Raw genomic sequence first — 18,275 nt, forward strand, 5'->3', positions numbered from 1 at the left:
GACGCTCATGCTCTGGCCCCCAGCCTGTCTGCGGCCGCGGAGACTGCCGCAACCATCCCAGCGGTGATGGTCCTGATGTGGGAGGTCGAGCTGATGTACGGCGGCATCGTATAGACAAGGTTGCGGAATGGACGGACCCACACGCCGTGCTCGATCGCAGCGCGGGTCACGGCAGCGCCGTCCACCGCGTCCGCCAACTCAATGACGCCAACCGCGCCGATAGTACGTACGTCCATAACGCCGTCGAGCCCCAACGCCGGGGCCAATCCTTCCGTCAGACCTGCGCCTACGCGCTCAACGTCTGCGCGCCAATTGCCGTCCCGCAGCAGTCCGAGGCTCGCGTTGGCCACGGCACAGGCGAGCGGGTTGCCCATGAACGTCGGGCCGTGGAGCAGCGCACCCGCACCACCGCTGGAGACCACCCGGGCCAGCTCGCCTGTGCACAACGTCGCAGCCAGCGTCATGTACCCGCCCGTAAGGGCCTTGCCGACGCACAGGATGTCCGGAACAACGCCGCCATGGTTCGCCGCGAATAACTCTCCCGTTCGCCCGAAGCCCGTGGCGATCTCGTCCAGGATGAGGAGCAAGCCGTGGGCATCAGCTATCTCACGGAGGATCCGCACACACTCGGCCGGGTAGATGAACATCCCGCCGGCTCCCTGCAGGACAGGTTCCACGATGATGGCCGCGAGCTCATCGGAATGCTCACGGGCCAGCACCTCAACAGACGATCGCCACTCACTGATAGTTGTTGGCGTGGCAGTCGCCGCGGCTGGGGGACGCGGCGCAAAGACGTTGCGCGCCAGCAAACCGGGGAACGCGGAATGCATACCGTCAACGGGATCACAAACGCCCATCGCCGCGAACGTGTCGCCGTGATAGCCACCGCGGACCGTCAGGAAACGCTGCCGTCCTGGACGTCCGGAAGCCGTCTGGAACTGCACCGCCAGCTTCAGCGCCACCTCCACCGAGATGGAACCGGAATCAGCCAGGAACACGCGCTCCAGTTGGCGGCCAGGCTCGCCCGGTGCCAAAGCCAACAGGTTCTCCGCAAGATCCACGGCAGGCTGATGCGTCAATCCGCCGAACATCACATGGCTGAAGCTGCCCAACTGGCGCTGAACCGCGGCGTCCAGCACAGGATGGCGGTACCCATGGATCACGGACCACCACGACGACATCGCATCCAGTACCTCATGCGTGCGGCCGTCCTCGTCCCGAAGCCGCAGCGCCACGCCGTCGGCCGCTTCAACTTCCCAGAGCGGCAGCGTCCCGGACGCCGGAGCATAAGGATGCCACAGGCTCGCCCGGTCCCGCTCGATCAGCGAACTCATCGGGACACCCGTCCATGGCGCGAGCACTCCGCCGACCACCCCAGCGGCGTCACCTGAACCTTCATCCGGCGGCGGCACTGCGTGCAATAGCGGGGCGGCTCCATCGCCAACCGTTGATGGCAGCCCTGGTGCGGGTCCGACGTCGGGTGCGGGTCCGACGTCGGGCGCTCGCCGTTGGTGCCTTTATCAGCGGTGCCTTGGCTAACAGTCCCGCCGCAGTGCCCACAGTATTCCGCCTGCATGGCGCCTAGCGCGGTCATAGCGACTTCTGGAGTTCCTTGATGGGCATGTTGAGCTCCACCAGGAGGTTGAGGTCGGCGGTGGCGGGGCGGCCCAGTGTGGTGAGGTAGTTGCCGACGATCACGGCGTTGATGCCGCCGAGCAGGCCTTCGCGGGTGCCGAGGTCGCCTAGGGTCAGTTCGCGGCCGCCAGCGTAGCGGAGCACTGTCCGTGGCATGGCGAGCCGGAAGGCGGCGATGGCGCGGAGGGCGTCCTTGCCGTCCATGATGCCCTGGTTTTCCAGCGGCGTTCCCGGACGCGGATTGAGGAAGTTCAGCGGAACTTCATGCGGTTCCAAGGCGGCCAGCTGGGCGGCGAGTTCGGCCCGCTGCTCCAGGGTTTCACCCATGCCGATCAGGGCACCGCAGCACAATTCCATGCCGGCGGCCTTGACCATGTTGCAGGTGTCCAGCCGTTCCTCGTAGCTGTGCGTGGTGACGACTTCGGGGAAGTAGCTCCGGGCGGTTTCGAGGTTGTGGTTGTAGCGGTGGACGCCCCACTCGGCCAGCTGGTCAACCTGGCGCTGGGTCAACATCCCCAGGGAGCACGCGATGTTGATATCAACTTCCTCGTTGATGCGGTCGATCGCGAACTTGATCTGGTTCATGAGCTTGATGTCGGGGCCACGCACTGCTGCGACGATGCAGAACTCGGTGGCACCGGTGGCGGCTGTTTCCTTGGCGGCCTTCACCAGCTCGGGGATGTCCAACCACACGCCGCGGACAGGGGAATCAAACAGGCCGGACTGGCTGCAGAAGTGGCAGTCCTCGGGGCAGCCGCCGGTCTTGATGGAAATGATGCCCTCAACCTCGACGTCCTCGCCGCAGTGCTTCAGCCGGACCTCGTGGGCGAGTTGCATGGCGGCCGGAATCTCTTCGTCAGGAAGTTGGAGGATCTCAACAAGCTGGGCTTCGTTGAGGCCTTCACCGCGTTCAAGGACCTGCTCGCGTGCGATGTCCAGGATGGCGGAGGCAGTGGCCTCTTGGGTTGTTTGGGTCGTCATGAACTTGACGGTATCCGCGGGCGCGCATCGCGATTTTGTGGGGTCCGTACAAAGGGGTGCTAGGGATTTTGGAGCGCCTTTATGGATCCTGGGCGAGACGGCTGGTGCAGAAGTTACAGCTGTGAAACATCGTTGTGACTGATTTGACCCGCTGCGTGACTAGCGTCGTTGGCGAAGCACCGACCACGAATTTCGAAAGTGAGCACGGATGAGCGACGTTCTGACAGACACCCAAAGAGCTACGACGGCGGGGAACGCCGATGCGATGAGCGCAGCGAAGGAGAGCCTGGAAGATTACACACTCCGGTTCGCCCCGCGCTCTTACCGGAAGTGGAGCGCCGGTGTGGTGGCGACCAGTGCCCTTGGCGGGATCGCCTACCTGGCTGACTTCTCAATCGGCGCCAACATCGGCATCGCCTACGGCACCGTGAATGCCATTTTCGGCATCATCGTGGCAGCAGTGATCATCTTCGCCACGGGATTTCCGCTCGCTTACTACGCCGCCCGCTACAACATCGACCTCGACCTCATCACCCGCGGGTCAGGCTTTGGCTACTACGGTTCAGTGGTCACGAACATCATTTTCGCGACCTTCACCTTTATCTTCTTTGCCCTCGAAGGCTCCATCATGGCCCAGGGCTTGCAACTGGGGCTCGGCGTCCCGCAATGGCTGGGGTATGCCGTGTCCACCATCATCATCATTCCGCTGGTGATCTACGGGATGAAGACCCTTGCTACTTTGCAAGTCTGGACCACCCCGTTGTGGTTGCTGCTCATGGTGGTTCCCGTCGGCTACCTGCTGCTCTCACACCCTGAAAGCATCGACGCCTTCTTTGCTTATCCCGGCGCTTCGGGCGAGGGCGGCACCAACCTCGCCTCGGTGATGCTGGCTGCCGGCGTTTGCCTTTCCCTGATGGCCCAGATCGCAGAGCAGATCGATTATTTGCGCTTCATGCCACCCAAGACGGCAGAGAACAAGGGTGCTTGGTGGCGTGCCGTAATTCTTGCCGGACCGGGCTGGGTTATTTTCGGTGCCATCAAGCAGATTGTGGGCATGTTCATTGCGATCTACTTGATCGCCAGGCTCGATCCCGCCGCCTCCGTCCACGCCAACGAACCGGCCCACCAGTTCCTGGGCGTCTACCAGGAGATGATGCCGGCCTGGCTCGCTATGTCCTTGGCAGTTGTGCTCGTGGTTATTTCGCAGATCAAGATCAACGTCACCAACGCCTATTCCGGCTCGCTTGCCTGGACCAATTCGTTCACCCGCATCACCAAGACCTACCCCGGCCGTATGGTCTTCGTGGTGGTCAACCTGGTAATCGCGTTGATCCTCATGGAGTCGAACATGTTCGAGTTCCTCAACACCATCCTTGGCTTTTACGCCAACTGTGCCATGGCCTGGGTGGTCACTGTGGCCTCCGATATCGCGATCAACAAGTACCTGTTGAAGATCTCGCCCAAGGTTCCTGAGTTCCGCCGGGGCATGCTCTACGCCGTCAACCCGGTCGGTTTCGTGTCCATGCTGGTGTCCGCAGGCATCTCCATCGCGGTCTTCTTTGGGGCTTTCGGGGTTGGAGTCCAACCGTATTCGCCGATCTTCGCCGTCGGCCTGGCTTTGGTACTTCCGCCGGTCCTGGCTTTGGCGACCCGTGGCCGCTACTACCTCCGCCGCACCGACGACGGAATTGATCTGCCCATGTTCGACGCCGATGGAAACCCCAGCGACGAGAAGCTCCTCTGCCACGTAACCGGCCTTGAGTTCGAACGCCCGGACATGCTCCGCTCAGGCCAGGACGGTCCCGACGGCGAACCCCGCTTCATCTCTTCCCTCGCCTTGTCTACGGACAAGTCGGGCGCACTGGTGCTGCCAGCCCAGAAGTAGTCGCCCTCACCCAAGTAGGTCGCAGATGAGCGCGTTCTGAGGCGTCAAAACGCGCTCATCTGCGACCTACTTGGGCTGGCGCTGCGCACGAATAGTCAGGATGCTTAGAATTAGGCATGGCACAGGATGAGCGCAACGAAGAGACAGGGCCGACCGGGCAATCTGAGCAGGCCGAGGGATCCGAGCAGGCTGAGGAATCTGAGCGGGCCGAGTCAACAACCGACCTCGACGAGGACATCGCCATGGCTTTGGAAAACCATATCCTTAACCCCGTGGAGGATCCTGAAGATGCGTCGGATCCACGGACTATGTATCCGTCGGGGGAGTTCGAGCCGCAAACCCAGGACTATCCGGGCTGGACCGAGGCAATGATCCCGCGGCCGGACCACGGGGAGCATAGCTATGTGGGCCATCATCGCATGATGGGATTCCGGACCTTGATTACAGGCGGCGACAGCGGGATCGGGAAAGCCGTGGCCATTGCCTTCGCCCGTGAAGGTGCAGATGTGGCGTTCACGTATTTGCCGGAAGAGGAGCAGGACGCCGAATTGACGGTCCAGCTGATCGAGGCCGCGGGCAGCCGTGCCCTCGCGCTTCCAGGAGATCTGCGGGACGAGGAATTCTGTCAGGAAGTCATCGCCCAAACCCTCCAAGAATTCGATGGCCTGAACGTCCTGGTGAATAGCGCAGGCTTCCAAATGACTACGAGCCAGGGGATCCAAGACCTTAGCAGCGAACAGTTCGACCGGACCTTTAAGAGCAATGTCTATGCACTCTTCTGGCTTACCAAAGCGGCCCTGCCTCACTTGCAGCCAGGGGCCTCGATCATCAACACCTCATCGATCCAGGGTTACCATCCGAGTCCCTCGCTGATCGATTACGCCGCCACCAAGGCCGCCATCAACAGCATGACGTTCTCGTTGGCAGAATCCCTGGGCCCCAAGGGAATCCGGGTCAATGCCGTAGCTCCCGGGCCGGTGTGGACGCCCTTGCAGCCACCAACACAGCCGGAGGAGAAGATCGTAAAGTTCGGTCAGGACACACCTCTCGGCCGGGCCGGTCAGCCTGCTGAACTTGCCGCCACGTATGTCCTGCTGGCAACAGACGAGTCCAGCTACATTTCCGGATCAGTCATTGGAGTGACCGGCGGAAAGCACCTCGCCTAAGCCGCCAGCCACCGGTTCCCTCCGGTCAAGAGGATCTTCCAAGAAGTCAGGGCTTGAGCACCACCTTGATACAGCCGTCCTGCTTCTTCTGGAATTTCTCGTACAAGTCAGGTGCGTCGTCCAGACCACCTGTGTGGGTGACCAGATGCATGACTCCCAGCGGATCGGCGTCGTCCTCTACTAAGGGGAGCAGCTGGTCAGTCCACCTGCGGACGTTGCATTGCCCCATGCGGAGTTGAACTTGTTTGTCGAACATGGTCATCAGTGGCATGGGGTCGGCCTGGCCGCCGTATACGCCACTGAGTGAAATAGTCCCGCCGCGCCGCACCAGATCCACTGCAGTGTGGAGGGCAGCAAGGCGGTCCACGCTCATGGTCTCCATGGCCACCTGCGCAGGCTTGTCAGGGAGCAGGGAAACGGCCCGATGCAGGAATGAGGCCACCGGTGAACCATGGGCTTCCATACCCACTGCATCCACCACAGCGTCCGGGCCACGGCCGAGGGTCTCCTCGCGGATTGTGGCGGCTACGTCCGGGCTGTAGTCCATGGTCTCCACTCCGTGTGCTTCCGCCATTGCCCGGCGCTCAGGAACGGGATCCACACCAATGACGCGAAAACCTTTGTGGACGCCAATTCTGGAGGCGAACTGGCCCACAGGACCGAGTCCGAGCACTGCCAAGGTGCCGCCTTCGGGGACGTTGGCGTATTCGACGGCCTGCCATGCAGTGGGCAGGATGTCCGAGAGGAACAGGTAGCGCTCGTCGGGGAGGTCTGAATCTACTTTGATGGGCCCGTAGTCTCCGAAAGGCACGCGCAGGTACTGTGCCTGGCCGCCTGGGACGGAGCCATAGAGTTCGGAGTATCCAAAGAGTGCAGCCCCTGTGCCCTTGGCTTTGACTTGCGTGGTTTCGCACTGCGACTGAAGGCCTTGGTTGCACATGTAGCACCGGCCGCAGGAGATGTTGAAGGGCACCACAACGCGGTCGCCCTTTTGGAGCCGGTGGACCTCTGAGCCCACTTCTTCCACGATTCCCATGGGCTCATGGCCGATGACGTCGCCCTTGTGCATGTAGGGGCCCAGGACTTCGTAAAGGTGCAGGTCCGAGCCGCAAATGGCTGAAGATGTTATTCGGACAATGACGTCCGTTGGTTCCTGGATGATGGGATCGGGGACATCAATAACGCTCAATGAACGCCTGCCCTGCCACGTCACTGCTTTCACAATCGCTCTCCCTGCTTTGGGGGCTGGAGGTGTCCCGCGCTGCAGGAGACCATCCCAGCGAAGCAGAGTTGGCAGCGGCGCACAAGGTCTTCGGTAGCCTCGACAGCTCCTGATGCCGGGCCTACATTGAGGCTATGAGCGAAGAATCGAGCGAACCGGACCAAACGCTTTCCGAAACCCCAGCGCCTTCAGAAGCTTCAAAACCCGCGGTACCTGCCGGCGTCGAGCATGAGGACAGCAGCCCCGGGACGGGTGACTTCACTACCGAAGTGGACCCAACCTTCATCCCTGATGAAAGCGGCGAGACGCCGGAGGAGAAACGCGCCAGGGAGCATCCAGAGTCGACGGGTAGCTAAACGCGCTTCTAGGCAATCAAACAGCGGACGACGGCGGCCCTCCGGTGACTGCGTCGGTCACCTGCGCCTTCGATTTAGTAAGTAACCTGATAATTGGTGTTAAGCTGGTAGGAGATAACTGTCCACGTGATCAGAAAGCGTTTGGAACGAACACGGGATGGGTACAACTTTGGGTACTAAGCACAGCGTGGGCTAGGGACGGCGCCCAAACAAAGCCGTTCACGAGGGAGGCAATCCACATGGATACGGGGCAACTGGTATTGATCATCGTGTTGGCCGTCGTCGTAGTCGCAGCTGTGATCATTGCGGTGGTAGTTGGGCGCAAGAAGAAGGCCGAAGTCAATCGCCGTCGCGCAGGGGAATTGCGCGAGAAGGCAGACCAGGAAGCCGTCGGCGCACATCAGGCGAAGGCCCAGTCGGCCCAAGCCGAGGCAGCGGCCGTTCAGGCAGAAGTCGAGGCCAACCGGCTCCGGCGCGAAGCAGACCGGCACGCGGAGAAGGCCCAAGAAGCCAGCGGGCGCGTTGAGGAGCACCTGCGCCACGCCGACAAAGTGGATCCCGATGTCAGGACTGGCCGCGACCGGGAGAACGATACGGATCGTGGACGTGACCGTGACATGGATACACGTGACATGGATACAAACGACGAACGGCTTACGCGGGATCGCTCGGCACGGGAAAGCGCCGTCAGGGAAGAGCCTTTACGAGAGGGTTCCACGCGGGAAGGCTCTACCCGGGACGATTCTGTGCGGGACGGTTCCAGGCGGGACGGAGATAGGAACGTGTAAGTTCCTACGGTGAAACGGAGGCAGGAAGTGAGCATCGTGGTAAGGCGACCGGGACAGGTGGTGCGCCCGATGGATTCAAGGCAGAACAGGCATGCAGTTGACGTCGTTCTTGGCCATTTGGGCGAGATCGGCCCAGCGGTAGCGGCCCTGCGCCGTGAATCGTCGCGGCTCGCTGAATGGGGAGAAGAACTGGCCCGCGTCCGTCTTCGTGGCGGCAGGGTGTTTGCTGCCGGCAGCGATGGTTCTGCGCACGAAGCCCAAAGATTCACCTCCGAACTCGCGGCTCACGACCCCAGGGATGGCTCTGCCTTCAAGGCCATATCCGTCAGCAACAGCGCCACCGACGGGGCCCGCGGAAGCATTAGTGACCAGATTCCAGGCTTGGTCCGGCGCGGCGACATCGTAGTGTTGCTCGCCGCCAAGGGAATCACGGACGATCTCCGCGAGGCCGCTGCCGCGGCGAAAGCTGCCGGAGCGCGGGTGTGGGCGTTGACTGGCAAGGAGTCCAAGGACCTTGCCCAGGCTGTCAACGAAGCAATTTGCATCGACACGGATCCGCCCCATGCCGAAGAAGCGCATCTGGTTGCCGTCCTGGCTCTTTGCGAGTGCTTCGACGACTCTATGAGGCTGCGCGGCCAGGGCTAAGCCATGTGATCTGCCACTCATTCGGAATAGTTGCATACGCTGCACAGTTGCCCAGAGTGAACCCCGATTCATTCTGAAAGGAACTGCGCATGCTGTTTTCCCCCTTGGCCCTTGGTGAGCTGGAACTTCCCAACCGACTGGTGATGGCGCCGCTGACCCGGCTGCGGGCCGGCGCCGACGGAATTCCCGGTTCACTGATCGCTGAGCATTACCAGCAACGCGCCTCCCTTGGGCTGATTGTCAGCGAGGGAACGTACCCGACGCCGGCCGGTCAGTCGTACCCGGGCCAGCCTGGCTTGGTCACGGACGCGCAGATTGCAGGCTGGAAAACAGTCACCGATGCCGTTCACTCTGAAGGCGGACGCATCTTCGCCCAGATCATGCACGGCGGCCGCGTTTCCCACGCGGACATCACGGGCGGCCACGAAATCGTGGGCCCGAGTGCTGTTGCCATCGAGGGCGATGTCCGTACTCCGAACGGCAAGCAGGCATACCCGGTGCCGCGCGAACTCCGCCCGGACGAGCTCCCGGGAGTCATCCAGGAGATTGTGACCGCCTCGAAGAATGCGATTGAGGCAGGATTCGACGGCGTGGAACTCCACTCCGCCAACGGTTACCTGCTGCACGAATTCCTTGCACCCAACTCGAACGTCCGGACCGACAGCTACGGTGGCTCCCCGGAGAACCGCGCCCGCTTTGTGATCGAGACCGTCAATGCCGTGGTTGAAGCACTGGGCGCCAACCGCGTGGGCATCCGGATCTCCCCGGAACACAATGTGCAGGGCATCGCCGAAACGGATGCTGCCGACGTCCGAGCTACTTACGAAGTCCTGGTGGACACCATTGCGCCGCTGAACCTGGCGTACCTCAGCATCCTGCACCACAACCCGCAGGGCACCTTGGTCCAGGATCTTCGCCAGCGTTTCAATGGCACGTTCCTGGTGAACACCGGCTTCGGCGAAATCACTACTCGCGACGAAGCCTTGGCGATCGTCGCCGATGGCCTCGCGGACGCCGTTGTGGTGGGCCGCCCGGCCATTGCCAACCCGGACCTCGCCCGCCGCTGGCGTGAAAGCCTCCCGCTCAACGAGCCCGATGCCTCCACCTTCTACGGCGAGGGCGCCGAGGGTTACACGGACTACCCGTTCTACGCGAACTAAAGCGCAGCACCCCAGGCTAAACCACGACGTCGGCACTCACGTAGTGCCGACGTCGTGGTTTAACGTGTGGCCACCCAAGTAAGTCGCAGTTGAGCGCGTTTTGAGTGCTCAGAAGGCGCTCAACTGCGACTTACTTGGGTAAGTCACGTCCTGCTTCCTATAGGATTTGTGGCATGTCTGAACCTTCGCCGGCTCTTCCCCGCCCGGGCTTTCCCGTCAGCCGCCAGGTGTTGGCCGATCACGTTTATGAAGCCCTCCTCGAGTGGCTCATGGATGGTCGGCTCGAACCCGGGGCCGCCGTCAGCATCGACGGAATGGCGCGGGAACTGGACGTTTCTCCCACCCCGGTGCGTGAAGCGTTGGCGCGACTGGAGCATACGGGCATGGTGCGGCGCGTGGCGTTGAAGGGGTATCGGGTAGCTCCCGTGTTCACGCGCGAGGATTTCGCCGAACTTATGGAAGCCCGGCTTTCGATTGAGCCCGTGAATGCCCGCCTCGCGTGCGAGCGCATGACGTCGGAAGGCCTGGACGCCCTGAAGCAAGCGGTCGAGGATCTCAAGACTGCACCCCGGGGCGGCACGTTTGCTGAGTACCGAAGCTACCTTGAGGCTGACGAGCGCTTCCACCAATTGATCGCGGCGCAAGCCAGGAATCAGTTCCTGCTCGCCGCTTACAACACTTTGGGCGGGCAGATCCAGCGCTTCAGGTTGTTTGGGGGAGTGGGGATCACAGATGCGGAGCAGGCTATCGCGGAGCACCAAGCCGTCCTCGACGCGATGACGAGCGGGGACCCCGGGAAAGCCGCCGACGCAATGGTCAATCACGTGGAAAAGGTGCGGGGTCGGGCCATTGCTGACGCGCCGGAGGACTGAATACTGCTGCTTGATAAGGGCTCGCCGCTGATGCGGCGGGCCTTTTTCATGCCCTGAGTGAGCCCCTTCACAGACATATGTAAGACATATAGGATCTAGGAAGTTTCGCGAAAAGGGTTGACAGCTTTGCTTGGGTCGTAAATCCTATAGGAAACAGGATTACACGAAGGAGTGATCATCATGGCGTATACCGCCGAGAATTGGCCCATCACCGCGGCCCTCCTGCAGTTCCCCGGGGCAGACGCTGCAGGACAACACGTGAACGACGCCGATGCTTCCGTTTGGGCGGCCGTCCTGCAGGAAGTGAAAGAGGCTGGCTTTGCCAACGCCGACCTCACCGACAGCTGGGTCCGCCCGGGCGATCTCAGCACGGAGCGTCTGGCCGAGTTCAAGCAGACGGCCGACGAAGTGGGCATCGGAGTGCCGGTCATCTCCGCAATCCGCCGCAGCGTCATCCACCAGACGGACTGGGCCGACAACCTCGCCTACAGCCACCGCACCATCGACGCCGCTGCAGAGCTTGGCTGCGAGGTCGTGTCTTTTGGTCTTCACCAGGCCCTCACTCCGGAGCAGCAGAAGCAGTTGTGGTTCTGGACCGTCGAGGGCTACAAGGATCCGGTAGAGGACAAGGAAATGTGGGGCAACGCCGTCTCCCGCCTTCGTGAACTTGGCAAGCATGCAGCAGAGGCGGGCATCCTCGTCTCCCTGGAAATGTACGAGGACACCTACCTTGGCACTGCTGATTCATCCGTGCAGCTGGTCCAGGACATCGGTTTGGACAACGTCGGCCTCAACCCGGACTTGGGCAACCTGATCCGCCTGCACCGTCCTATCGAGGACTGGCGCGAGATGGTGGCCAAGACCCTGCCGTACTCCAACTATTGGCACATGAAGAATTACATCCGCGACGAAGATGTGGCCCGCGACAGCTACATCACCATGCCCGCACCCATGGAAAGCGGCCTGATCAATTACCGCGAGGCGTTCAAGTTCGCTCTCTCGGTCGGTTTCCAGGGCATCCTCTGCACCGAGCACTACGGTGGCGACGGACTCAGCGTCACGGCCAGCAACCAGGAATACCTGCGCCGCCACGTCCTGCCGAAGACCGAGGGTTACAAACTCGGCAAGAGCGAAGTAGCTCAAGGACGCCAGACACCGGTAAACCAGCTCGCAGGAGTCTAAGGAATGACGCAGATTTTCGACAACCCGGCAGACTTTGCCGATGAAGCCCTGGACGGCTTCGTGGCTGCCAACCGCGGCTATGTTGCCAGGGTAGATGGCGGCGTGGTCCGCTCCACCGAAGTACCTGCAGGGCAAGTGGCGTTGGTGGTCGGCGGCGGTTCCGGGCATTACCCGGCCTTCGCCGGATTGGTCGGCCCCGGACTCGCAACGGGCTCGGCCTGCGGCAACATGTTCGCCTCCCCGGCCGCTGGCCAGGTCTACCGCGTGGCCAAAGCGGCCAACGCTGGGGGTGGGGTTCTCCTCAGCTATGGCAATTACGCTGGCGACGTCCTGCACTTCGGCCAGGCACAACTCCGCCTTAACGCCGAGGGCATCGAAACGCGCACTGTCACCGTCACGGACGACATCGCCAGCGCGCCGATCGATCAACTCGAGAAGCGCCGCGGCATCGCAGGCGACCTGACAGTCTTCAAGATCGCCGGCGCCGCCGCCGAAGCGGGACTGAACCTCGACGACGTCGAGCGTTTGGCCATCAAGACCAACTACCGGACCCGCTCGCTGGGCGTGGCCTTCGACGGCTGCACTCTTCCGGGTGCCAAGGATCCGTTGTTCCACGTTCCTGCCGGGCAGATGTCCCTGGGCCTCGGAATCCACGGTGAGCCTGGGATCTCCGAGCACCCGATGCCCACCGCGTCCGAGCTTGCGGAGCTTCTGGTTTCCAAGCTGCTCGCGGACAAGCCCGACGACGCCGGGGACCGGGTGGTGGCAATCGTCAACGGCCTGGGCACGGTGAAGTATGACGAGCTCTTCCTGCTGTTCGGCAAGGTCGAGAAGCTGCTCACCGGCGCTGGTCTCACCGTTGTTGAACCGGAGTGCGGCGAGCTGGTGACCAGTTTGGACATGTCCGGACTGTCCCTGACGCTGCTCTGGCTGGACGATGAACTCGAACAATATTGGGCGGCGCCCGCCGATACCCCCGCTTTCCGCAAGGGCAGCATGGCGCCCCGTGCAGCACGTGCCGAGGCACTGATCGTCGACGCCGAAACCGCCGACGTCGAACGGCCCACCCCGGTAGCCACGGAACTCGGGCGGCAGGCTGTGGCCATCCTCGCCCAGGTGCGTGACGTCGTCGTCGAACACGAAGACGAGCTCGGCAAGCTGGACGCTATCGCCGGCGATGGTGATCACGGAATCGGAATGCGCCGCGGCGTCGACGCTGCGGCTGCCGCAGGCGAAGCCGCATCAGGCTCCTCGGTAGCGCGAATCCTCCTCGCGGCCGGCGAAGCATGGAGCGAACGTGCCGGCGGAACTTCGGGCGCATTGTGGGGCTCGGCGGTCATTGCGGCCGGGCAGTCGCTCGGGAACCGTGAAACGTACAGTTCCTCGGATGCCGGCGACGCCGTGAATGCCTTCGTCCTGGCCATCACCGAACTCGGCAAGGCCGAGCCCGGAGACAAGACCATGGTGGACGCCCTCCTGCCGTTCCGGGATGCGTTCCTGACCGAGCTCGACGGCGGTGCTCCCGTGGATCGGGCACTGGCAGCAGCTGCTGCGGCTGCTGAATTGGCTGCCGCGAGGACCGCTGAACTGCGGCCGCTCAAGGGCCGGGCGCGCCCACTTGCCGAGAAAAGCCTCGGCCATCCGGATCCGGGCGCAGTCTCCTTTGGCCTGATCGCCACGAGGATCTCCCAACACATCGATTCACTACTGGCCAGCGCTGCTTCAGCGGCTCCGGCCGGAAACGGAGCCTGAGAATGAGCGATACACAAGGCTGGCGCATCGTCGTCGGCAATGACGAAGCTGGTGTGGAATACAAGCAAGCACTCCTGGCGCTGTTGGAATCCGACCCGCGCGTTGCATCTGTGACCGACGTCGGAGTGGGTGCCAACGATTCCACGTCGTATCCCCACGTCGCCGTCGATGCCGCCCGCAAGGTAGCTGATGGTGAGTTCGATCGAGCCCTCCTGATCTGCGGCACCGGGCTGGGCGTGGCCATTGCGGCCAACAAGGTCCCCGGAATCCGTGCGGTTACGGCCCACGACAGCTACTCGGTGGAACGATCCGTACTGAGCAACAACGCGCAGGTCCTCACGCTCGGGCAGCGGGTGATTGGCTTGGAACTGGCCAAGAAGCTCGTAGGGGAGTGGCTCGGCCACCGCTTTGACCAAAATTCATCCTCCGCCGCCAAGGTGGACGCCATTTGCTCCTATGAGCCCGACTACACGAAGGCAGTTTGATCATGACCGTTTCTGAAGCAACCGAAGGCACCGCGAAAAACGCAGCCCGGAAGATCGCCGTCGTGGGCTCCGGTTACATGGGCGGCGGCATTGCCCAGGTCCTGGCGCTCGGTGGGGCGCGCGTGGCTTTGGCGGATGTGTCTGCCGAGATCGCGCAGAAGAACTTCGACCGCCTGCTGGTCGAATCCGATCAGTTCATCGCCGATGGTCTGTTCCCGGCGGGATCCACTGAAATCCTCAAGCAGAACCTGTGGGCTGCGAAGGACATCGAGGAAGCCGTTGCTGATGCCGACTTCATCGAGGAATGCGTTCCCGAGGTCCTGGAGATCAAGCACCAGACCCTGGCCCGGATCAGCGCCGCGGCCCGCCCGGATGCCCTGATTGGCTCCAATACTTCCACGATTTCCATTGCCGCCCTGGCAGAAGCCGTGACCAACCCGGAGCGATTCCTGGGCATTCACTTCTCCAACCCGTCACCGTTCATTCCGGGCGTCGAGGTCATTCCGCACGCCGGCACTGCCGCCGCCTCGGTAGCCGCTTCGCGCGAGCTGGTTCACGCGGCGGGTAAGCAGACCGCCGTCGTGAAGGACGTGACAGGTTTTGTGCTCAACCGCCTGCAGTACGCGCTGTTCCACGAAGCTGCGCAACTGGTGGAGCAGGGCATCGCAACAGCGGACGACGTCGACACCCTGGTGCGTACGACGTTCGGCTTCCGCCTGCCATTCTTTGGTCCGTTCGCGATCGCGGACATGGCCGGTTTGGATGTCTACAACTTCTGCTACAAGTCCCTGCAGACGGGCTTCCCGGAGCGGTTTGCGACGCCGAAGATCCTGTCTGACCTCGTTGAGGCAGGCAAGCTCGGTACGAAGACCGGCGCAGGGTTCCTCAACGTCCCCGCCGAGCGCACCCCGGAACTCATCGCGTACCGGAACAAGGCCTACGTCGCCATGCAAAAGCTCATTGAAGAGCTTGGCCCGGCACCCATCAACTAGTTCTTTTTTAGGAGATCCTTTCATGAGCACTTTCCCTAGTGAACGCACCGCCATCGTCACCGGCGCCGTTTCCGAGCGCGGCATCGGCCGCGCCACTGTGAACTACCTGGCCGCCCAAGGCTGGAACATTGGCATCATCGATCTTGACGACGCCGCCTGCAAGGCTGCCGCTAAGGAAGTTGCTGCAGAATACGGTGTCCAGGCCCACGGAGTCGGCGCGAACGTCGCCAGCGAAACCGAAGTCCGGGCTGCGATCGATGAACTGGAAGCCGAGCTGCCGCAGATCGTCGCCTTGGCCAACGTTGCCGGCGTCAGCTCACCCATCGGCTACCTGGAACTCGAACCTGCCGAGTGGGATCGCGTGCTGAGCATCAACCTCAACGGTGTCCACTACGCCACCCGCCGGGTGGCCGAATCCATGGTAAGGAACCGGACCGGCCGCATCGTGAACATCTCTTCGGTCTCTGCCCAGCGCGGTGGCGGAACGTTCTCCAAAACCCCCTACTCGGTTGCCAAAGCCGGTGTCATCGGCCTGACCCGTGCCACAGCCCGGGAACTCGGCGAATACGACATCACCGTCAACGCGATCTCACCCGGCCCCATCGACACCGACATCATGGGCGGCACGCTGAGCGAGGAACGCAAGGACGAACTGACCAAGGACCTCGTGGTGAACCGCGTGGGCTCCACCAGGGACATCGCCGCCGCCATCGCCTTCCTCATCAGCGAGGACTCCGGATACATCTCCGGCCAGACGCTGAATGTGGATGGCGGTCTGTACATGCACTAGGGCTTCCCCGATATGAAGACCCTGACGATATGAAGGCCTGGACCAGAGAACGCAAGATCTACCTTGCCGTGGGCATCCTTGCCTGCGCAGTGGGCATGGTGCTCATTTTCTTCCCGCGCTGATGGCGCGCTGCGTTAGCCATCTCAACCCCAACTGATTGCTCAAAGAGGAGTTTCAATGTCCGTTGCCTCAACTTCCACCAAGGAGTTGCTGGATTCACCGATTCTGAAGTCGGCCATATCCAAGGCTTCCCGGCGGCTGATGCCGATGCTCGTCATCCTGTACGTGGTGGCATTCCTTGACCGCACCAATGTGGGCTTTGCCGAAGCTGCCCTTGGGGTGGACAAAGGCATCACGGCAGGTGCTTATGCCCTGGGTGCCGGTATCTTCTTCATCGGCTACGCCCTGTTCGAGATCCCCAGCAACCTGCTGCTTACCAAGTTCGGCGCCAAAGTCTGGCTTGCCCGCATCGCCATCACCTGGGGCATAGTGTCCGCGTGCTTCGCCTTCGTGCAAGGCGAGACCTCGTTCATCATCCTCCGCTTCCTGCTGGGTGTCACCGAGGCAGGACTCTTCCCAGGCGTCATCATGTTCCTCGCCGCCTGGTTCCCCAACAAAGTCCGCGTGAAGATGTTCGCCATCTTCTACCTGGCTCAGCCTCTCTCCCAGATGCTGGGAGCTCCGCTGTCCGGGTGGCTCATCAACATCGGCGACCAGGTTCCCGGGGTCGCCGGATGGCAGGTCATGTTCTTCGTTGAAGGTTCGCTGGCCATTGTGGCCGGCATCGCGTCCTTCTTCTTCCTCATCAACAGCCCACAGGATGCCAAGTTCCTGAGCAAAGAAGAGAAGCTTGCCCTGACGGATGTCATGGCACTGGAAGACACCGTCAAGGAAGAATCAGGTCCGCGCGGCGTCCTGGCTGCCATGCGCAACGGTCGTGTCTGGTACTTCACCGTCATCTACTTCTGCCTGCAGATCGCGGTCTACGGCGTCACGTTCTACTTGCCGCAGCAGGTGTCCCAGCTCACCGGCCAAAAGGTGGGACTCGCCGTCGGACTCCTGGCCGCTATCCCGTGGTTCTTCGGGATCTTTGCCTGCTACTTCGTGGGCAAGGCGGCAAACACGGTGGCACGTCGTCGCCGCTGGGGCACGGCACTGTTCGTGTCCACAGGGCTCTGCATCTTCGGTTCAGCCTGGGCCGGCGCCAACCACCTTCCGGCGCTCGGCATCATCTTCATCAGCCTCGCGGTGTGCAGCTTCCTGTCGACCGGTCCCATCTGCTGGTCATATCCGACGGCGTTCCTCACCGGAACTGCGGCGGCTGCGGGTATCGGGCTGATCAACTCCCTGGGCAACCTCGGCGGTTTCGTCGCACCGATCCTTCGCACCACGGTCAACCAGGTCACAGCTTCGGACACGGGCACCATGGGTGTGTACGCTCTGGGTGTCCTGCCGTTCCTGGCCGCGGTGATGATGTTCGGCACCCGGGCCTTCACCAACAAGGCCGACGAGTTGCTGGACAAGTAGCCGTGAAAATTGCTGCCCCTACAGGTCCCTTGTTCGTTGGGGTCAGTACCAAGATGTACATGGGTTACGCACAGAGTTTGGCGTGGCTGGAGCAGTTGCTGGCAGAAGTGGACGCCCGTCCGGCCCTTGGGGCCGGGCGGGTGGTCCCGTTTGTGATCCCGTCATTCCCGGTGCTGCCCACAGCGTCCGCGATGATTCAGGGTTCGCCGTTGGTCCTTGGGGCCCAGAACTGTGGCTGGTCGGATGGGCCGTGGACTGGCGAAGTCTCACCGTCGATGCTGGCCGAAGTTGGCGTGGGCCTGGTGGAGATCGGCCATGCCGAACGGCGCCGGTACTTTGCCGAAGACGATGCGATGGTAGCCCTGAAGGTTCGTGCCGCCGTCGACGCTGGCCTGACGCCATTGCTGTGCGTCGGGGAGGCCGTGCTTGCTGAACCTGAAGATGCCGCCGCTACCGTCTTTGGTCAGGTCAAGGCGGCCGTGTCCGGAGACTGGTCGGCTGCTTCCCGCTTGGTGATCGCCTACGAACCCGTGTGGGCCATCGGTGCTGCGGAGCCGGCGTCGGCTGCTTATGTTTCCCAGGTTGTAGCTGCACTGCGGGCATTGCTCGGTGCCCATGGATTGGCTGAGCTGCCCATCATCTATGGCGGCTCAGCCAAGCCGGGTCTGCTGCCGCAGCTGAATGGTGTCTCCGGTCTCTTCCTGGGCCGCTTCGCGCACGACGCCACAAACTTCGGCCGTGTGTTGGACGAAGCCCTCGCTCTCCCCATCTGACTGGCATTTGTGGTTGTTCCCAGTGCTGGGAACAACCACAAATGCCAGCTACTTGGGCCGGGTG

At 62.3% G+C, this 18,275-nt stretch carries 18 protein-coding genes; 14 read left to right on the top strand and 4 right to left on the bottom strand.

From position 1 onward, the window contains the following. Positions 1 to 5 precede the first annotated feature (5 nt). Genes AC1DD5_RS09545 through bioB form a run of 3 tightly spaced genes read right to left on the bottom strand, consistent with a single transcriptional unit; the run spans position 6 to position 2,616 of the window. A complete protein-coding gene (locus AC1DD5_RS09545) occupies positions 6 to 1,334 on the bottom strand; it encodes an adenosylmethionine--8-amino-7-oxononanoate transaminase (protein WP_477521244.1) in 1,329 nt (442 codons plus the stop codon). Continuing rightward, the gene (gene bsaP, locus AC1DD5_RS09550; protein ID WP_477521245.1) at positions 1,331 to 1,594 is read right to left on the bottom strand and encodes a biotin synthase auxiliary protein BsaP; all 264 of its coding nucleotides are present in this window, start codon (positions 1,592 to 1,594) and stop codon (positions 1,331 to 1,333) included. The genes AC1DD5_RS09545 and bsaP overlap by 4 nt, the downstream gene beginning before the upstream one ends. Then, entirely contained in the window at positions 1,591 to 2,616 is a 1,026-nt protein-coding gene (bioB, locus tag AC1DD5_RS09555; protein ID WP_477521246.1) for a biotin synthase BioB, read from the bottom strand. The genes bsaP and bioB overlap by 4 nt, the downstream gene beginning before the upstream one ends. A gap of 208 nt (positions 2,617 to 2,824) precedes the next feature. Between bioB and AC1DD5_RS09560 the strand changes: the two genes are divergently transcribed. Further along, positions 2,825 to 4,501: a purine-cytosine permease family protein gene (locus tag AC1DD5_RS09560; RefSeq protein ID WP_442018060.1), complete on the top strand. Its 1,677-nt coding sequence runs from the start codon at positions 2,825 to 2,827 to the stop codon at positions 4,499 to 4,501. A 242-nt stretch (positions 4,502 to 4,743) separates the two neighbouring features. Continuing rightward, positions 4,744 to 5,667: an SDR family oxidoreductase gene (locus tag AC1DD5_RS09565; protein ID WP_477521280.1), complete on the top strand. Its 924-nt coding sequence runs from the start codon at positions 4,744 to 4,746 to the stop codon at positions 5,665 to 5,667. A gap of 46 nt (positions 5,668 to 5,713) precedes the next feature. Here AC1DD5_RS09565 and AC1DD5_RS09570 read toward each other — a convergent pair whose 3' ends face one another. Then, complete coding sequence (locus AC1DD5_RS09570; RefSeq protein WP_442018059.1) at positions 5,714 to 6,889, bottom strand: zinc-dependent alcohol dehydrogenase; 1,176 nt, start codon at positions 6,887 to 6,889, stop codon at positions 5,714 to 5,716. Between the two features lie 134 nt (positions 6,890 to 7,023). On the opposite strand from AC1DD5_RS09570, the gene AC1DD5_RS09575 reads away from it, so the two are divergent. The 12 genes from AC1DD5_RS09575 to AC1DD5_RS09630 all read left to right on the top strand — a co-directional run bounded on the left by AC1DD5_RS09575 (position 7,024) and on the right by AC1DD5_RS09630 (position 18,211). After that, positions 7,024 to 7,245 carry a hypothetical protein gene (locus tag AC1DD5_RS09575; RefSeq protein ID WP_442018058.1) on the top strand — a complete coding sequence of 74 codons (222 nt, stop codon included), beginning with the start codon at positions 7,024 to 7,026 and terminating at the stop codon, positions 7,243 to 7,245. Between the two features lie 239 nt (positions 7,246 to 7,484). Continuing rightward, entirely contained in the window at positions 7,485 to 8,033 is a 549-nt protein-coding gene (locus tag AC1DD5_RS09580; protein WP_477521247.1) for a hypothetical protein, read from the top strand. Between the two features lie 69 nt (positions 8,034 to 8,102). Next, positions 8,103 to 8,678 carry an SIS domain-containing protein gene (locus AC1DD5_RS09585; RefSeq protein WP_477521248.1) on the top strand — a complete coding sequence of 192 codons (576 nt, stop codon included), beginning with the start codon at positions 8,103 to 8,105 and terminating at the stop codon, positions 8,676 to 8,678. A gap of 89 nt (positions 8,679 to 8,767) precedes the next feature. Continuing rightward, the gene (locus AC1DD5_RS09590) at positions 8,768 to 9,838 is read left to right on the top strand and encodes an alkene reductase (protein ID WP_477521249.1); all 1,071 of its coding nucleotides are present in this window, start codon (positions 8,768 to 8,770) and stop codon (positions 9,836 to 9,838) included. Between the two features lie 173 nt (positions 9,839 to 10,011). Further along, a complete protein-coding gene (locus AC1DD5_RS09595; protein ID WP_442002475.1) occupies positions 10,012 to 10,710 on the top strand; it encodes a GntR family transcriptional regulator in 699 nt (232 codons plus the stop codon). 180 nt (positions 10,711 to 10,890) lie between these two features. Next, on the top strand, positions 10,891 to 11,892 hold the full coding sequence (locus tag AC1DD5_RS09600) for a sugar phosphate isomerase/epimerase family protein (protein ID WP_477521250.1): 1,002 nt from the start codon (positions 10,891 to 10,893) through the stop codon (positions 11,890 to 11,892). A 3-nt stretch (positions 11,893 to 11,895) separates the two neighbouring features. Further along, the gene (gene dhaL, locus AC1DD5_RS09605) at positions 11,896 to 13,644 is read left to right on the top strand and encodes a dihydroxyacetone kinase subunit DhaL (RefSeq protein WP_477521251.1); all 1,749 of its coding nucleotides are present in this window, start codon (positions 11,896 to 11,898) and stop codon (positions 13,642 to 13,644) included. A gap of 2 nt (positions 13,645 to 13,646) precedes the next feature. Continuing rightward, entirely contained in the window at positions 13,647 to 14,129 is a 483-nt protein-coding gene (locus AC1DD5_RS09610) for a ribose-5-phosphate isomerase (protein ID WP_477521252.1), read from the top strand. 2 nt (positions 14,130 to 14,131) lie between these two features. After that, positions 14,132 to 15,121, top strand: coding sequence for a 3-hydroxyacyl-CoA dehydrogenase family protein (locus tag AC1DD5_RS09615; RefSeq protein WP_477521253.1), 990 nt, complete (start codon positions 14,132 to 14,134; stop codon positions 15,119 to 15,121). 22 nt (positions 15,122 to 15,143) lie between these two features. Continuing rightward, the gene (locus AC1DD5_RS09620) at positions 15,144 to 15,911 is read left to right on the top strand and encodes an SDR family NAD(P)-dependent oxidoreductase (protein ID WP_477521254.1); all 768 of its coding nucleotides are present in this window, start codon (positions 15,144 to 15,146) and stop codon (positions 15,909 to 15,911) included. Positions 15,912 to 16,088: 177 nt separating this feature from the next. Further along, on the top strand, positions 16,089 to 17,438 hold the full coding sequence (locus AC1DD5_RS09625; RefSeq protein WP_442002481.1) for an MFS transporter: 1,350 nt from the start codon (positions 16,089 to 16,091) through the stop codon (positions 17,436 to 17,438). Between the two features lie 2 nt (positions 17,439 to 17,440). Continuing rightward, the gene (locus AC1DD5_RS09630; protein ID WP_477521255.1) at positions 17,441 to 18,211 is read left to right on the top strand and encodes a triose-phosphate isomerase family protein; all 771 of its coding nucleotides are present in this window, start codon (positions 17,441 to 17,443) and stop codon (positions 18,209 to 18,211) included. The last annotated feature ends 64 nt before the right edge of the window (positions 18,212 to 18,275 follow it).

It is taken from the genome of Paenarthrobacter sp. 10L420 (genome assembly GCF_056395385.1).

Excerpts from the sequence above, each read along its gene's own strand:
- AC1DD5_RS09545 (WP_477521244.1), bottom strand. The coding sequence starts at position 1,334 with ATGAGTTCGCTGATCGAGCGGGACCGGGCGAGCCTGTGGCATCCTTAT.
- bsaP (WP_477521245.1), bottom strand. The coding sequence starts at position 1,594 with ATGACCGCGCTAGGCGCCATGCAGGCGGAATACTGTGGGCACTGCGGC.
- bioB (WP_477521246.1), bottom strand. The coding sequence starts at position 2,616 with ATGACGACCCAAACAACCCAAGAGGCCACTGCCTCCGCCATCCTGGAC.
- AC1DD5_RS09560 (WP_442018060.1), top strand. The coding sequence starts at position 2,825 with ATGAGCGACGTTCTGACAGACACCCAAAGAGCTACGACGGCGGGGAAC.
- AC1DD5_RS09565 (WP_477521280.1), top strand. The coding sequence starts at position 4,744 with ATGGCTTTGGAAAACCATATCCTTAACCCCGTGGAGGATCCTGAAGAT.
- AC1DD5_RS09575 (WP_442018058.1), top strand. The coding sequence starts at position 7,024 with ATGAGCGAAGAATCGAGCGAACCGGACCAAACGCTTTCCGAAACCCCA.
- AC1DD5_RS09580 (WP_477521247.1), top strand. The coding sequence starts at position 7,485 with ATGGATACGGGGCAACTGGTATTGATCATCGTGTTGGCCGTCGTCGTA.
- AC1DD5_RS09585 (WP_477521248.1), top strand. The coding sequence starts at position 8,103 with ATGGATTCAAGGCAGAACAGGCATGCAGTTGACGTCGTTCTTGGCCAT.
- AC1DD5_RS09590 (WP_477521249.1), top strand. The coding sequence starts at position 8,768 with ATGCTGTTTTCCCCCTTGGCCCTTGGTGAGCTGGAACTTCCCAACCGA.
- AC1DD5_RS09595 (WP_442002475.1), top strand. The coding sequence starts at position 10,012 with ATGTCTGAACCTTCGCCGGCTCTTCCCCGCCCGGGCTTTCCCGTCAGC.
- AC1DD5_RS09600 (WP_477521250.1), top strand. The coding sequence starts at position 10,891 with ATGGCGTATACCGCCGAGAATTGGCCCATCACCGCGGCCCTCCTGCAG.
- dhaL (WP_477521251.1), top strand. The coding sequence starts at position 11,896 with ATGACGCAGATTTTCGACAACCCGGCAGACTTTGCCGATGAAGCCCTG.
- AC1DD5_RS09610 (WP_477521252.1), top strand. The coding sequence starts at position 13,647 with ATGAGCGATACACAAGGCTGGCGCATCGTCGTCGGCAATGACGAAGCT.
- AC1DD5_RS09615 (WP_477521253.1), top strand. The coding sequence starts at position 14,132 with ATGACCGTTTCTGAAGCAACCGAAGGCACCGCGAAAAACGCAGCCCGG.
- AC1DD5_RS09620 (WP_477521254.1), top strand. The coding sequence starts at position 15,144 with ATGAGCACTTTCCCTAGTGAACGCACCGCCATCGTCACCGGCGCCGTT.
- AC1DD5_RS09625 (WP_442002481.1), top strand. The coding sequence starts at position 16,089 with ATGTCCGTTGCCTCAACTTCCACCAAGGAGTTGCTGGATTCACCGATT.